The following is a 12,929-nucleotide window of genomic DNA, read 5'->3' on the forward strand; positions in this document are numbered from 1 at the left end:
CTGAGATGAATATCCGGAAATCGCCACCTGCGTCCTCACCCACGGCAAAGGCTGCTCGGCCCAAGCTCTGAGGGGTGTGTCTCCTGCAAAATGGTATCGATGTCAAGATATCGATACCATTCGTTGCCAAACGGCTATTTTGCGGGAATTTGACGACAGCTGAATCAGCTTTCGCGGACGACCAGATCCACAGGCATCATGCGCGACTCGACGGCGGCACCCGCGACGAGATCGAGCACTTTCTGCGCCAGCAATTCGCCGCCCGTCGCCCAATCCTGCCGCACGCTGGTCAGCTTGGGTGAAAAGATCGAAGCGCCGGGCGAATCGTCAAAGCCGACGATCGACACATCGCCCGGAACCGAAAGCCCGCGCGCTTCGACCGCCTCGATCGCGCCCATCGCGATCGCGTCGTTCGCCGCAAAAATACCGTCGAACGCCTTGCCGCGCTCGAACAGGCGCGTCACGGCGTCGCGCCCCGCGGCGACGGTAAACGCACAGGCGATCTTGTCGACAATATCGGCATGTCCGCCTTTGAGCCCGGCCTCGAAGCCGCTCAGGCGATCCTCGACTTCGCCGTGCTGCGTTTCGCCGAGAAAGAGCAGCTTCTTCCTGGCGCGGCCAAGCAGATAGTCTGCGGCAAGACGGCCCCCTGCTCGGTTATCGCTGCCCACGACGATGCGTTCGGGCGGTCCATGGGCCGCACCCCAGACCACATAGGGCAACCCCATCGCCTCGATCGCTGCCGCCGCGTCATCATGGACGCCCTGTCCGAGCAGGATCACGCCGTCGGTCGAGGGTGGATGCTCGGCGAACAGGTCGATCGTGGTAAGCACCATGTTCTGGCCCGCCGCCGTCAGTTCCTGCATGATCCCGCCGAGCAGCGAGAGCGGATAGGGCTCGCTCATCAGACGGTCGTGCGACGGCGCCATTTCGATCACGACCGCAATCGTCCGCGTCCGCTGTTGCCGAAGGTTGCGCGCGGAGATGTTGAGCCGGTAGCCCATGCGCTCCGCGGTCTCGCGGATCAGTTTGCGCGTGCTCTCCCTGACTGTCGAATGGTTCGAGAGCGCGCGCGAGACGGTAATCTTCGCGACGCCGAGTTCTTTCGCGATATCCGCCATCGTCGGGCGCGCATTGCCGCCGCCCTGGGAACCGGTGCCACTTGCCATGGCCGCCCCCTTAACGCGCGGCGGCGATGTTCCACAAGCGGTCAGTTCGTCCAGTAGATATAGTCCTGCCCGTCCTTCCACGGCGTATTGAGCGGCACGTCGATGCGCACCGGCCCCTCGATCAGCCCCGGCCAGATGGGCTTTGCCATCCCCTTGTTCTGCGCCTCGATCATCGCGCGAAGCTGCGCGACACGCGCGGGGTCGCTTGCCGAAAGATCGTGCCGTTCGGTCGGATCGGCGGCGAGATTATAGAGCCGCGCCTTTTCCGGCCGTTTGGTGACCTGCAGCTTCCAGTCGCCCATCCGTACCGCGCGATAGTCGCCCGAACGCCAGAAAAGCGCCTGACGCTTCGCCGGTCCCGCAAGGATATCCTCGCTGTCGACTACGCGGTCGGTCGGCACTTTTGCGCCCGCCGCAGCCGCGATGGTCGAGAATATGTCGATGTGCCCGGTCATGTCGGCCCGCGTCGATCCCGGCGCGATATGCCCCGGCCAGCGCATGAAGAAGGGCGTACGGATCCCGCCCTCGAAGAAGGTCGCCTTCCAGCCGCGGTACGGCGCGTTCAGGTTCGGGATGCCGTTGTACCAGGCTCCACCATTGTCGCTGGTGAAGATGACGAGCGTGTTGTCGTCGATCCCAGCCTCTTTCAGCTTTGCCATCACGTCGCCGATCCGCCGGTCGAGCTGCGCGATCATCGCGCCATAGACGCGCGTCTTGTGGTCCTTGATCTGCGGAAGTTTCGCATAATCCTCCTTCGTCGCCTGCAACGGCGTGTGCGGTGCGTTGAAGGCGAGATACATGAAGAAGGGCCGGTTCCTGTTCGCGTCGATCGCCTTGATCGCCTCGTCGGCGAAATAGTCGGTCATATGGCCCTTGGGATGGAAGCGCTTGCTGCCGTTGAAGGTCACGGCGTGACGCAGATTGGCCCAGATGAAGCGGTCGATCGGATCCCACGGCAGCTTGGCATTGACCGTGTCCGGATCATCCTCGGGCAGGAACATCGCGCCGCCCGCCAGAATTGCGAGGCTCTCGTCGAAGCCCTGCGCCTGCGGCTGGAGCTTCGGTGCCTCGCCCAGATGCCATTTGCCGATGTGGAGCGTATGATAGCCCGCCGCCTTCACCGCCTCGGCGACCGTCACCTCGCTCGCCGGGACACCCATGTCGGGATAGTCCGGAATGTCGTCGGTGATCAGCTCCTTGTGAAACACCGTCTTCAGCGGTCCGATGCCGGCGCCGTGGGCCAGGTTTTCGGCGAACTGGACCGGAACCGCCGTATATTCGAAACCGAAGCGGGTGGGATAGCGGCCGGTCATCATCGCCGCGCGCGACGGCGAACAGGTCGCGTTCGCGGCATAGGCCGTGGTGAAGTTCAGACCTTGCTGTGCGAGCGCGTCGATGTTCGGCGTCTTGACGATTCCGCCCGCGACGCCGCCGCCATTCAGGCTGATATCGTTCCAGCCCAGATCGTCGGCGACGATCAGGATGATGTTCGGCGGCCGCCTGCCCGCGGGAGCCGTCGCAGGACCTTTCTGCCAGACGACCGGGCGATTGTCCTGCACCGGGTCGCGCCAGTCCTGAAGCATGCCGGGGATGCGATACTTGTTTTCCTGGAAACCCCAGTAACCGCCGGCGCCGATCAGCGCGACCAGGCCGAGCGCCACCCATCTTTTCTTCATGCCGTCGTCCCCCACCCCAAGGTCAATATCATGATATGCGCGAGCGCCGCGAGCAGCGCGAGCGTCAACCCGACGGTCGCGCGCGGGCTGGCGTAAAAGCCTATCTGACGCTGCGTCGGGAACGAAAAGGTCGTCTCGATCCCCAGCGTCTTGTTCGGATGCGCGGCGCGGAACGCCGGGTCGCCCGCCATGCGGATCAGGTCGCGGCGGCTGCGGTACCGCATCGTCCCGACCAGCGACCAGCCGGGATCGGCGGCGGTGTTCCACGCGTCGATATAGCCACCGACCTTGCGCCCGACGAACAGCGGGTGCCCGCCCCACCGCATCAGAGTCCGCACGAAGGGATCCGAATAGCGACGAAGCCATTCGCTCCCTTCGTGCGTCTCGCCGCTCGCGGGGTCGGTCACTGGCCCGGCCCGTGTGCGGACGAGATTGACCATCACGAACTCGCGTCCGTCGTCAGCCTCCAGAAAGGCGCGCAGTCGTTGGAGGTCATTGCCGGTCTCGGCCATGCGCGGCCCGAGCGTCGCCAGAAACGCGTCGATTTCCGTCGGGTCCAGCGGGCGCCGCCGGCCATCGTAAAAGAGCATGAAGCCGAGCCACAATGCCAGAGCACCCGCCCAGACGATGATCAGCAAAAGTGCCTGAACGCCCATCCCCACCCCGTTTGGCCGTTGCCTTCGATATTGTGGCACTATATGTGTCATTATATCCGGTCAAACGCAAGATGGTTAAGTGCGACCATTGACGCAGACACCAAGCTGGGCCAGCGGAGGAGCATGGCGGGGAAGGCAAGAACGGAAATGGCCGACGAAAGCCCGGACGCACGTCCCGACGGGCGGCGCGAGCGCAGCCGGTCGAGCCACAAGCGCATCGTCGAGGCGATGATGGCGCTGATCGAGGGCGGCGACCTGATGCCCAGCGCTGCGCGCGTCGCCGAGGAAGCCGGCGTTGGCCTCCGCACCGTCTTCCGCCATTTCGACGATATGGATTCGCTCTACCGCGAGATTTCGCAGATCATCGGAGAGCGGATCTGGCCCGTGGTCACCGCACCCTATCCCGACAACGACTGGCGCGCCAATCTGCGCGATCTGACGCGGCGGCGCGTACGGGTGTTCGAAACGATGCTGCCCTATCGCCTCGCCGCGAACATCAAACGCTACCAGTCGCCCTATCTGCTGGGACAATATGCGCAGGTCGTGACGATGGAGCGCGAACTGGTGCTGCGCCTGCTTCCCGGCGAAGTGAACGGCGACCTGTATTTCGTCGAGGCGCTGTGCGCGGCGCTGTCATTCCAGAACTGGCGCGCGATCCGGCAGGATCAGGGGCTGTCGGTCGAGGATGCGAGCGCGGTCGTTGCGCATATGGTCGACGCGCTGGTCGCGGCCACCAAGACATGATCCGCCCCGTCGCGCTGTCCGCGCTGATCCTGCTTGGGGCGCTCACGGCCTGCGACGAGACCAAGGACAACAAGGTCGCCGACGCGAAGCCGCCCGCATGCCCGGCGATGCCAAAGACCGACTATGTCTGGATCCCCGGCGCGACTTTCGCCATGGGCGCCGACGCGCATCTACCCGAAGAGGGTCCGGCGCGCGAGGTGACGGTCGCAGGCTTCTGGATGGCGACGCATGAGGTTACCAACGCCGAATTTGCGGAGTTCGTGAAGGCGACCGGGTACAAGACCCTCGCCGAGCAAGACCCGCCGAAGCTGCCCGGCGCGCCGCCCGACATGCTGATCCCGGGATCGGCGGTGTTCACCGCGCCGACCGACGGCAATCCGAACTGGTGGCGCTGGGTCGTCGGCGCCGAGTGGCGCCATCCCGCCGGCCCCAAGACCGACATCGCCGGCCTCGACCGCGATCCGGTCGTCCAGATCGGCTACGAAGACGCGCTCGCCTATGCGAAGTGGCGGGGCAAGGCGCTGCCAAGCGAGGAACAGTGGGAGCTGGCCGCATCGACCGGCGGCGCCGACCGCAATGTGCCCGTCGGCAAGGACGGCAAGCCGCGCGCCAACTATTATCAGGGCACCTTCCCGGTCCGCGATCTCGGCACCGACGGCTTCACCGGCCGCGCCCCCGTCGCCTGCTTCCCCCCCGACGATCACGGCGTGTACGATCTGATCGGCAATGTCTGGGAATGGACGACGAGCAAGGCGGGCGCCGAAACCAACGTCATCAAGGGCGGCAGCTTCCTTTGCGCCGCCAATTATTGCGCGCGCTACCGTCCCGCCGCGCGCCAGTTCCAGGAGCGCGGACTAGGCACCGATCATATCGGCTTTCGCCTGATCGACACGGCGCGCCCGGCGCCGGCGGACCCAGCGCCAGACAAGCGCGGATAGCAGCAACAATATCCCGCCGAGGATCAGCCCCGCCTTGATCGCGCGCGTCTTGCCCTGACGCTCCCACGCATAACGGTTGATCTGCTCGTCCGCGGTATAGCCCGCGGGCATGTCGAGTACGCCGTTCGCTTTCGCATAGGCGGCATAATCGGCCTGCATCGCGGCGAAGCGGTCGGGCATCGCGGCAGACAGGTCGTTCGTCTCGCCGGGATCGGTCTTGAGATCGTAGAGCCGCCACTTGCCGTCGCCGGTCGGCGCGAGGTTGCGCACCAGCTTGTAATCGCCGCGGAAGAGCGCGGCGTTGCCTGACAGTTCATAGCCGATCGGTGTGTCGCCGTGGACGCTCGCTTCCACGCCTTCGAGCATCGGAACAAGGCTGCGCCCCGTGACCGGTTCGACCGCCTGGCCGTTCCAGCTGTCCCCGTGACCCGCCACGCCGGCGAGGTCGGTCAGCGTCGGCAGGATGTCGGTGACATGCGCCAGACCGCTGTTGATCGTGCCCGCACGGACCTGCGGATTGCCCGGCCAGGCGATGATCAATGGCGATCGCAGCCCGCCTTCGGACGCGGTGAACTTGTAGCCCGACAGCGGCGAAGCCGACGCGCTCGCCCAGCCCGGTCCGACCGCGCTGAAACTGCCGCGGCGTCCGATGTTCGCGGTCGACGTGTCATATTTGCTGTTCAGGAACAGCCGGTTGATCGTGCGGTTGAAGGGATTCGTCGGCTCGGGGCCGTTGTCCGACAGGAAGACGAAGATCGTGTTGTCATAGTCGCCGGTCGCCTTGAGGTGCGCGACGAGGCGGCCGATTTCGCGGTCCATCGCGGTCGCCATCCCGCCATAAGCCTGCATCACGCGGATCTGCGCCGCGCGCTCCTCGGCATCGAGCTTAGCCCAGTCGGGCGTCGTTCCCATCGTCACGATCGGCGTTCCGGCGGGCACGATGCCGAGCGCCGCGGCGCGCTTTGCCCGTGCTTCGCGAAGCGCGGTCCAGCCGTCGCGATACATCTTCGAATAGCGTGCAATGTCGCTGTCGGGCGCCTGCACGGGGATATGGTTGGCCAGGAAATTGACCGACGCGAGGAACGGCTTTCCGCTCGCGCGGTCGGCCTCGATATAGTCGATCATCTTCTGCACGACGAAGTGCGACGAATAATAATCCTTGGGCAGCGTGACGGGCTTGCCATTCTCGCTCCACGCCGCGGTTGCGTACATGCCCTCGATCGGCCGCTGCTCGAAATTGTCGGCGCCCGCGTCGGCGAGGCTGTAGGCGCGGTCGTAGCCGCGCGCCTGCGGCAGGCGTTTCGCATCGCTGCCAAGATGCCATTTCCCGGTCAGGTAGGTGCGATACCCCGCCGCCTTCAGAAGCTGCGCGATCGTCACGACGCGGAAGTTCATCACCGTGTCGTATCCGGGCTTGCCGCGGTGCGCATCGGGGATCGTCTCGGGCATGTTGCCGAGCCCGTTGCGGTGATTCATCGTCCCCGTCTGGAGCATCGCGCGCGTCGGCGAGCAGGACCCGGCGACATGGAAGTTCGAAAAGCGTACCCCGGCCTTCGCGAGCGCATCGATGTTCGGCGTCGCCATCTCGCCGCCGAACGCGCCGACGTCGCTGAACCCCCAGTCGTCGGCGAGCAGGATCACGATATTGGGATGGCGCGGCGACGCCGGACTGGCCTGGGCCAGCGCCGGCGCCGCCGCTAGCAGGAACAATGAGGCGATGATGGCGCTGCGGCTCCGGACCACACGACCCGGCCCCCTCCCGGCTTCCGCGCGCACTGCCATCGTCTCTCCCCTGCGATTCTTTTGGCATTTGATATGTCAAAAGATGGCCGAGTCAATGCCGCTCTTGGCACCGGCGGTCATCCATGCTGTGCAGCGAAGAAACAAAGGAGAGCGCGATGGGTGAACTGGTTTTGCGGGAAGATGCTGGCGGCATCGCGACGTTGACGCTCAACCGCCCCGACAAGCGCAACGCGCTCAACCTCGCGCTGTGGAGCGAGCTCGACGCGCATGTCGACGCGATCGCCGCGGCAGGCGATGCAATCGGCGCCGTGATTTTGCGCGCGAACGGCCCCAGCTTCTGCGCGGGCAACGACCTGAAGGAACGCGGGCTGGAAACGCCGCGCCCGCGCTATCAGGCCTCGATCGTCACCAAGCTCGCCGAGCTGCCGCAGCCGCTGATCGTCGCGGTGCAGGGCGGCTGCTTCACCGGCGGGCTCGAACTCGCGCTGGCGGGCGACATCATCGTCGCGGGCGAGAGCGCGAATTTCGCCGACACCCACGGCAAGTTCGGGCTGGTGCCGATCTGGGGGATGAGCCAGCGACTACCGCGCCGCGTCGGCGAATGGAAGGCGCGCGAGATAAGCTTCACCGGCCTGCCGGTCAGCAGCGCCGAGGCGGCGCGGATCGGTCTCGCCAATCACTGCGTCGCCGACGCCGATCTGGATGCGACCGCGCGCCGCCTTGCCGAAGCGATCGCGGCGCAATCGCGGCATAGCGTCTTCGCCTACAAACGGCTCTACCGCGAACAGGCCGACCTCGCGCTCGATGCCGGGCTGGAGCATGAGGTCGCGAACAGCGCCGGGGTCGCGCCTGATATGGCCGAACGCGTCGCGGGCTTCAGATAATCGGCTTACCCTCTTCGACGCTCGCCCATTGGCGGCCGTCATGGCCGAACAGGATATGCGCGCCCGCACGGCGGCGCTGGTCGAGAAACTCCATCGTCCTGAGGCCCGCTTCGCGATCGACGACCGCCTTTTGCAGGATCATCAGGTCGAGGTTGCGCTCAGTATAGCAGCAGTCCGCCGCGAGCAGGATTTCGTGCCCGTTCGGCAGTTTGACGAGGACGCTCTGGTGCCCCGGGGTATGGCCATAGGTGGGCACGATCCGCACGCTGCCGTCGCCGAACAGGTCGAGCTCGCCGTCGATCGCCTTCACCGGCTGACCCGTCGCATAGTCGACCGCCTCGTACAGCCCCGCCTCTTCGGTCGCCTGCGCCGCCGCAAGTTCGCGCGACTGCACGATCATGGTCGCATTGGGCAGGCTGGCATTGCCGCCGCAATGGTCGATATGAAGGTGCGAGTTGATCACCCAGTCGATACTCGCGGGATCGACCTCGATGCTCTTCAGCCGCGCCGCAATCTCCTGTCCCTCGAAATATTGCAGCCCGAACTTGTTGGGCGGCAGCGCGGTTTCGAGCGTGCGGCGGTAGCGCACGCCCATGCCGGTATCGAACAGCGCGCGGCCCTTGGGATGATCGATCAGATAGGAAGGAACCGGCCCCTTGAGATAATCGCCCTCCTCGCCCTCGATGAAATAGCCCGGGCGGCACTGGAACCAGCCGGTGTTGAAGGCATAGAGGCGAAGCGTATCGCTCACCGTTCGCGATACTCGGGCGGGCGCTTGCCGAGGAAGGCCGCCAAAGCTTCCCTATGATCTTCGGTCGCCGACAGGATCACCTGCTGCCGGTCCTCGATCGCCATCGCGGCGTCGAGGCTCTGTGCGTCGATATTGAGGTTCAGCGCCTGCTTCGACAGGCGCAGCCCCCAAGGCGCAGTCGCGAGCATTTCGTCGGCGAGCGCGAGGCCGCGGTCGAGCAGCGCGTCTTCCTCGACAATCTCGCTGATCAGCCCTGCCGACAGCGCCCGCTCGGCACCGACGAAGCGGCCGGTCAGGATCATTTCGGACGCGAGGCTCGCGCCGACTAGGCGCGGGAGGAAATAGCTCGACGCCATGTCGCAACCGCCGAGCCCGATGCGAATATAGGCGGCGTTGCAACGGAACGAAGGCGTGCCGTAGCGGACGTCGGACGCCAGCAGCAGCGACAGCCCGCCGCCCGCTGCGGCGCCATGGCCCAGCGCGATGATCGGCTGCGGACAGGCGCGCATCTTGCGATAGATATTGCCGATGCTCGTCTGGGTGCGGAGCGTGCGCAACACCGCGGTCTCGTCGGTCGAACGATCCTCCTGAATATCGAGCCCGGCGCAGAAACCGCGCCCCGCGCCGCGAAGGATGACGACGCGCACCTCCTTGCGGTCGGCAAGGCCGCCGAAATAGGTGTTGAGTTCGTCGACCAGCCCTTCGCTGAGCGCATTCAGGCGTTCGGGGCGGTTGAGCGTCGCGATCTCGACCGCACCGCGGCTTTCGACCAGCAGCTCACTCACAGCGTCTGCCCGTCGTCGACGGTGATCACGCTGCCGGTGATCCCCAGCGCGGCGTCCGAACAGAGCAGCAGCAGCGGCGCGTGCAGATCGCTCGGCGGGCGCATCCGCTGACGCGGGAAGCTCTTCACCATCTGCGCGCCGACCTCGCTGTCGAACAGTTCGGCCGTCATTTCGGATTCGAAATAGCCGGGCTGGATCACGTTCACGCTGATCCCGCGCCGCGCCCATTCGCGCGCGAGCGCCTTGCCGAGGTGGCGGACCGCAGCCTTGGTCGCACCATAGACCGAGGTTGCCGGAAAGACCTTCTCGGCCGTGATCGATCCGATCAGGACGATGCGGCCGTTCTGCCTTTCGCGGCTGCCGGCAGCGTCGAGCCGCCTCGCGCCCTCGGTGGCGGTCAGGAAAACACCGCGGACATTCGCGGCGAGCAGAAAGTCGACCTCGTCGACGCCAAGGCTCATCGCCATCTTCTCGGTCGCGACGCCGGCATTGGCGACGATAGTATCGACCGTGCCGAAGGCGGCTTCCGCCGCGTCATAGGCCGCCTTGGTCGAGGCCTCGTCGGTCACGTCCATGCTGACCGCGACCGCTTGCCCGCCGGCCGCCTCGATCGCCGCCACTTGCTCCGCAAGCTTGTCGGCGCGGCGCGCGGCAAGCACGACCTTCGCACCCGCGGCTGCAAGAGCTTTGGCAAATCCCGCGCCAAGGCCCGAGGAGGCCCCGGTGACGAGCGCCACGCGCCCTGTCAGGTCATATTGCGGATCCTTGCTCATGCCACTCTCCCTTCGCTAGCTACTTTACGCTTACGTCAAGTAGCGGGCATGGCAAGCACGCAACGCCCCTGCTTCACAGAAAAGTGAGGCCAAAGGCTTGACGGGACCATTTTGTTCCCCTAATGTTCTCATCGTGCACAAACAACCTGTTCCCCCGTCGCAGCCGCCAAGTGCGGCGGGCGGGGGATAAAGGTCCGCTGGCAAGGCCAGCCTTTCCCGTTACAGACCGATCAGACCGTCGAAGCGCGCGCAGCCGTTTCGCGCGCTTTCGCCGCATCGATGCCCAGCCCGCAGAGGCCGAGGACGATCATGTCGTGCAGCCGCACACTGCCCTCGCCCGCTTCGGGCGGACGTTCGATGATGTTGAGCATCGCGACCTGGCAGAGTCCGATCCAGTAACGGACCCCGCCGCGCGCCGCCTCGGGGCCGAGCAGCCCCATCGCTTCGACCGCATCCAGATCGGCAACGACGCCGCGGTTGAGCGGATGCGCGCGCGTCGTGACCCCCGACAGGCTGCGCAGCATCACGATGGCCTTCGTCCGTTCTTCCAGCGCGAAGCGGAACGCCGTCGCCATCCCGCCTGCGAGCCGCTCGACCGGATCGACAACGCCGGCATTCGCGCGCCCGATCCATGCCTCCAGCTCCTCGCGGACGACAGCGCCGACCGCCTGGCCGAAGGCCGCCTTGTCGTCGAAATGATTGAAGAAGCTGCCTTTGGCGACGCCCGCGCGCAGCACGACTTCGTCGATCGACAGCGCGTCGATCGGCTTTTCCGACAATAGGTCGAGGCCTGCGGCCAGCAAGGCGGTGCGGGTGCGCTGGGCGCGGGGCGCGAGCGGTGCGGTCGATGCCATGGCGAGGCGATGGAACAACTTGACCATTTAGTCAAGTTAGCATAGTTGACCAGATAGTCATTTACGACTCGGCTCCGTCCGGGCATCGGGAGAAACCGTCGCCATGAGCATCATACGCGTCGAGGACATCGCGCATGTCCGCTTCAACGTGCCCGACCTGGATGTCATGCAGGCGTTTCTCACGGACTTCGGTTTCGACAGCTTCGTGGAGAACGGCCGGCTCTATGGCCGTGGCAACGACGGACGTCCGTTCCTGCACATGAGCGAGCGCGGCGAACCCCGCTTCGCCGGGCTTGCCCTGCGCGCGGCGAGCGTCGCCGACCTCGAGACGCTCGCGGCGAGGGAAGGCCTTGCGGTCGAGCCGCTGGGCGACCCCGGCGGCGGCCATGTCGTCCGGCTCACCGATCCCGACGGCTTTACGGTCGAGGTGATCGCGGGGCAGGCGGAGGCGGACGCGGTATCGCCGCCGCCCGGGGATCCGCGCAACAGCGCGACCGAAAAGCCGCGGATCCGCGCGCTCGTCCGGCTCGACCGGGGGCCTGCCCATATTCACCGGATCGGTCACTGCGTGCTGAATGTGTCCGACTTCCGGACCTCGGAGAAATGGTACAAGGACCGCTTCGGTTTCCTGACCTCCGACGAGGTCGAGGCGGCGAAGGGCGTACCGGTCGGCGCCTTCATGCGCTGCGATCGCGGCGACCGGCCGTCGGATCATCATACATTGTTCCTCGCCCAGCTGCCGCAGAAGCCGGGCTTCCTCCACGCCGCGTTCGAAGTTGCCCATTTCGACGACCTGATGATCGGCCACCGCCACCTGAAGGACAGGAAGCGCGAGGCGGCGTGGGGCGTCGGGCGGCACATCATGGGCAGCCAGATCTTCGATTACTGGAAAGACCCGTGGGGCCACGAACTTGAGCACTGGACCGACGGCGACCTGCTGACCGCCGCCGACCCGCCGAACATCATGCCGATGGCAGCTCTGCTCGACGTCCAGTGGGGCGCGCCGCACCCGATGTTCGCGGGCAAGCGGCCGCCGCCGCCCGGCCTCGTCTCGTTCATCACCGCACTTGTCCTTCGTTTCAAACGGCTCTTTCGCCGCACGCCCAAAGGAAATCCCGCATGAAACTCGCCACCTATGATCGGGACGGAAGCCCGCGCGTCGGCATCGTCCGCGAAGGCCGCATCGTCGACGCCGGTTTCGACGGCACGATGATCGACGCCATCGCGCGCTGGAGCGAGCAGCGCCCCGCGTTCGAAGCGCAAGGCGGCAGCGGCATCGCGCTCGCCGATGTGCATCTGCTGGCGCCGGTGCTCCGCCCGGGCAAGATCTTCGCGATCGGGCTCAACTATGCCGATCATATCGCGGAGTCGAAGATGGAGACGCCGCAGCGGCAGGTCTGGTTCACCAAGGCGCAGACCTCGATCAACGGGCCTTTCGATCCGATCCTGATCGCGAGGAACACGATGACCGCCGACTATGAGGTCGAACTGGTCGCGGTGATCGGCAAGCGCGGCAAACATATCGCGGCGGCAGATGCCGCGGACCATATCTTCGGTTATTGCGTCGGCAACGACGTCACCGAACGCATGTGGCAGCACGCGACGCCGCAATGGTCGCTCGGCAAGAGCTTCGACACGCACGCGCCGATCGGGCCGTGGATCACGACCGCCGACGAAATACCCGATCCGCACGCGCTCGGTCTCCGCTGTTCCGTCAATGGCGAGAAAAGGCAGGATTCGAACACGCGGCACCTCGTCTTCGACCTCTGGCAGCAGATCGAACATCTGTCGGCGGCGATGACGCTGGAGCCCGGCGACCTGATCTTCACCGGCACCCCCGGCGGCATCGGCGCGGCGATGGACCCGCGGCAGTTCCTGAAGAGCGGCGACGTCGTCCGCTGCGAGATCGACGGGCTCGGCCATATCGAAGGCACGATGGCGGCGGAGGCCTGACCG

At 65.8% G+C, this 12,929-nt stretch carries 13 protein-coding genes; 5 read left to right on the forward strand and 8 right to left on the reverse strand.

Features of this window, described 5'->3' with window-relative positions:
• Positions 1-164: 164 nt before the first annotated feature.
• Genes L7H23_RS06905 through L7H23_RS06915 form a run of 3 tightly spaced genes read right to left on the reverse strand, consistent with a single transcriptional unit; the run spans position 165 to position 3,501 of the window.
• Positions 165-1,169 carry a LacI family DNA-binding transcriptional regulator gene (locus tag L7H23_RS06905; protein ID WP_237838609.1) on the reverse strand — a complete coding sequence of 335 codons (1,005 nt, stop codon included), beginning with the start codon at positions 1,167-1,169 and terminating at the stop codon, positions 165-167.
• 41 nt (positions 1,170-1,210) lie between these two features.
• Positions 1,211-2,845, reverse strand: a complete 1,635-nt coding sequence (locus tag L7H23_RS06910) for a sulfatase-like hydrolase/transferase (protein WP_237838610.1) — start codon at positions 2,843-2,845, stop codon at positions 1,211-1,213.
• Positions 2,842-3,501, reverse strand: a complete 660-nt coding sequence (locus tag L7H23_RS06915) for a hypothetical protein (protein WP_237838611.1) — start codon at positions 3,499-3,501, stop codon at positions 2,842-2,844. Before L7H23_RS06915 ends, L7H23_RS06910 begins: the two co-directional genes overlap by 4 nt.
• A gap of 147 nt (positions 3,502-3,648) precedes the next feature.
• Here L7H23_RS06915 and L7H23_RS06920 point away from each other — a divergent pair, with 147 nt between their 5' ends.
• Positions 3,649-4,245, forward strand: coding sequence for a TetR/AcrR family transcriptional regulator (locus L7H23_RS06920; RefSeq protein ID WP_237838612.1), 597 nt, complete (start codon positions 3,649-3,651; stop codon positions 4,243-4,245).
• Entirely contained in the window at positions 4,242-5,183 is a 942-nt protein-coding gene (locus L7H23_RS06925; RefSeq protein ID WP_237838613.1) for a formylglycine-generating enzyme family protein, read from the forward strand. Before L7H23_RS06920 ends, L7H23_RS06925 begins: the two co-directional genes overlap by 4 nt.
• Here L7H23_RS06925 and L7H23_RS06930 read toward each other — a convergent pair.
• Complete coding sequence (locus L7H23_RS06930; RefSeq protein WP_237838614.1) at positions 5,100-6,965, reverse strand: arylsulfatase; 1,866 nt, start codon at positions 6,963-6,965, stop codon at positions 5,100-5,102. The two genes, L7H23_RS06925 and L7H23_RS06930, sit on opposite strands and share 84 nt — an antisense overlap.
• A gap of 116 nt (positions 6,966-7,081) precedes the next feature.
• Here L7H23_RS06930 and L7H23_RS06935 point away from each other — a divergent pair, with 116 nt between their 5' ends.
• Positions 7,082-7,810, forward strand: a complete 729-nt coding sequence (locus L7H23_RS06935) for an enoyl-CoA hydratase-related protein (RefSeq protein WP_237838615.1) — start codon at positions 7,082-7,084, stop codon at positions 7,808-7,810.
• Here the strand turns inward: L7H23_RS06935 and L7H23_RS06940 are convergent.
• The 4 genes from L7H23_RS06940 to L7H23_RS06955 all read right to left on the reverse strand — a co-directional run bounded on the left by L7H23_RS06940 (position 7,803) and on the right by L7H23_RS06955 (position 11,000).
• Entirely contained in the window at positions 7,803-8,561 is a 759-nt protein-coding gene (locus L7H23_RS06940; RefSeq protein WP_237838616.1) for an N-acyl homoserine lactonase family protein, read from the reverse strand. The genes L7H23_RS06935 and L7H23_RS06940 overlap by 8 nt on opposite strands.
• A complete protein-coding gene (locus L7H23_RS06945; RefSeq protein ID WP_237838617.1) occupies positions 8,558-9,346 on the reverse strand; it encodes an enoyl-CoA hydratase-related protein in 789 nt (262 codons plus the stop codon). Before L7H23_RS06945 ends, L7H23_RS06940 begins: the two co-directional genes overlap by 4 nt.
• A complete protein-coding gene (locus L7H23_RS06950) occupies positions 9,343-10,119 on the reverse strand; it encodes an SDR family NAD(P)-dependent oxidoreductase (protein ID WP_237838618.1) in 777 nt (258 codons plus the stop codon). Before L7H23_RS06950 ends, L7H23_RS06945 begins: the two co-directional genes overlap by 4 nt.
• Before the next feature lie 230 nt (positions 10,120-10,349).
• Entirely contained in the window at positions 10,350-11,000 is a 651-nt protein-coding gene (locus L7H23_RS06955; protein WP_237838619.1) for a TetR/AcrR family transcriptional regulator, read from the reverse strand.
• Positions 11,001-11,076: 76 nt separating this feature from the next.
• On the opposite strand from L7H23_RS06955, the gene L7H23_RS06960 reads away from it, so the two are divergent.
• Together L7H23_RS06960 and L7H23_RS06965 are read left to right on the forward strand one after the other, a co-directional pair.
• Positions 11,077-12,096: a VOC family protein gene (locus tag L7H23_RS06960; RefSeq protein ID WP_237838620.1), complete on the forward strand. Its 1,020-nt coding sequence runs from the start codon at positions 11,077-11,079 to the stop codon at positions 12,094-12,096.
• Positions 12,093-12,926, forward strand: coding sequence for a fumarylacetoacetate hydrolase family protein (locus tag L7H23_RS06965; RefSeq protein WP_237838621.1), 834 nt, complete (start codon positions 12,093-12,095; stop codon positions 12,924-12,926). The genes L7H23_RS06960 and L7H23_RS06965 overlap by 4 nt, the downstream gene beginning before the upstream one ends.
• The last annotated feature ends 3 nt before the right edge of the window (positions 12,927-12,929 follow it).

It is taken from the genome of Sphingopyxis sp. BSN-002 (assembly GCF_022024275.1).
Taxonomy (GTDB): domain Bacteria; phylum Pseudomonadota; class Alphaproteobacteria; order Sphingomonadales; family Sphingomonadaceae; genus Sphingopyxis.

What these genes read in the sequence shown, in the direction of transcription:
- L7H23_RS06910 (WP_237838610.1), bottom strand. Translation starts at nt 2,845, where the DNA reads ATGAAGAAAAGATGGGTGGCGCTCGGCCTGGTCGCGCTGATCGGCGCC.
- L7H23_RS06935 (WP_237838615.1), top strand. Translation starts at nt 7,082, where the DNA reads ATGGGTGAACTGGTTTTGCGGGAAGATGCTGGCGGCATCGCGACGTTG.
- L7H23_RS06905 (WP_237838609.1), bottom strand. Translation starts at nt 1,169, where the DNA reads ATGGCAAGTGGCACCGGTTCCCAGGGCGGCGGCAATGCGCGCCCGACG.
- L7H23_RS06925 (WP_237838613.1), top strand. Translation starts at nt 4,242, where the DNA reads ATGATCCGCCCCGTCGCGCTGTCCGCGCTGATCCTGCTTGGGGCGCTC.
- L7H23_RS06965 (WP_237838621.1), top strand. Translation starts at nt 12,093, where the DNA reads ATGAAACTCGCCACCTATGATCGGGACGGAAGCCCGCGCGTCGGCATC.
- L7H23_RS06960 (WP_237838620.1), top strand. Translation starts at nt 11,077, where the DNA reads ATGAGCATCATACGCGTCGAGGACATCGCGCATGTCCGCTTCAACGTG.
- L7H23_RS06950 (WP_237838618.1), bottom strand. Translation starts at nt 10,119, where the DNA reads ATGAGCAAGGATCCGCAATATGACCTGACAGGGCGCGTGGCGCTCGTC.
- L7H23_RS06955 (WP_237838619.1), bottom strand. Translation starts at nt 11,000, where the DNA reads ATGGTCAAGTTGTTCCATCGCCTCGCCATGGCATCGACCGCACCGCTC.
- L7H23_RS06930 (WP_237838614.1), bottom strand. Translation starts at nt 6,965, where the DNA reads ATGGCAGTGCGCGCGGAAGCCGGGAGGGGGCCGGGTCGTGTGGTCCGG.
- L7H23_RS06915 (WP_237838611.1), bottom strand. Translation starts at nt 3,501, where the DNA reads ATGGGCGTTCAGGCACTTTTGCTGATCATCGTCTGGGCGGGTGCTCTG.
- L7H23_RS06920 (WP_237838612.1), top strand. Translation starts at nt 3,649, where the DNA reads ATGGCCGACGAAAGCCCGGACGCACGTCCCGACGGGCGGCGCGAGCGC.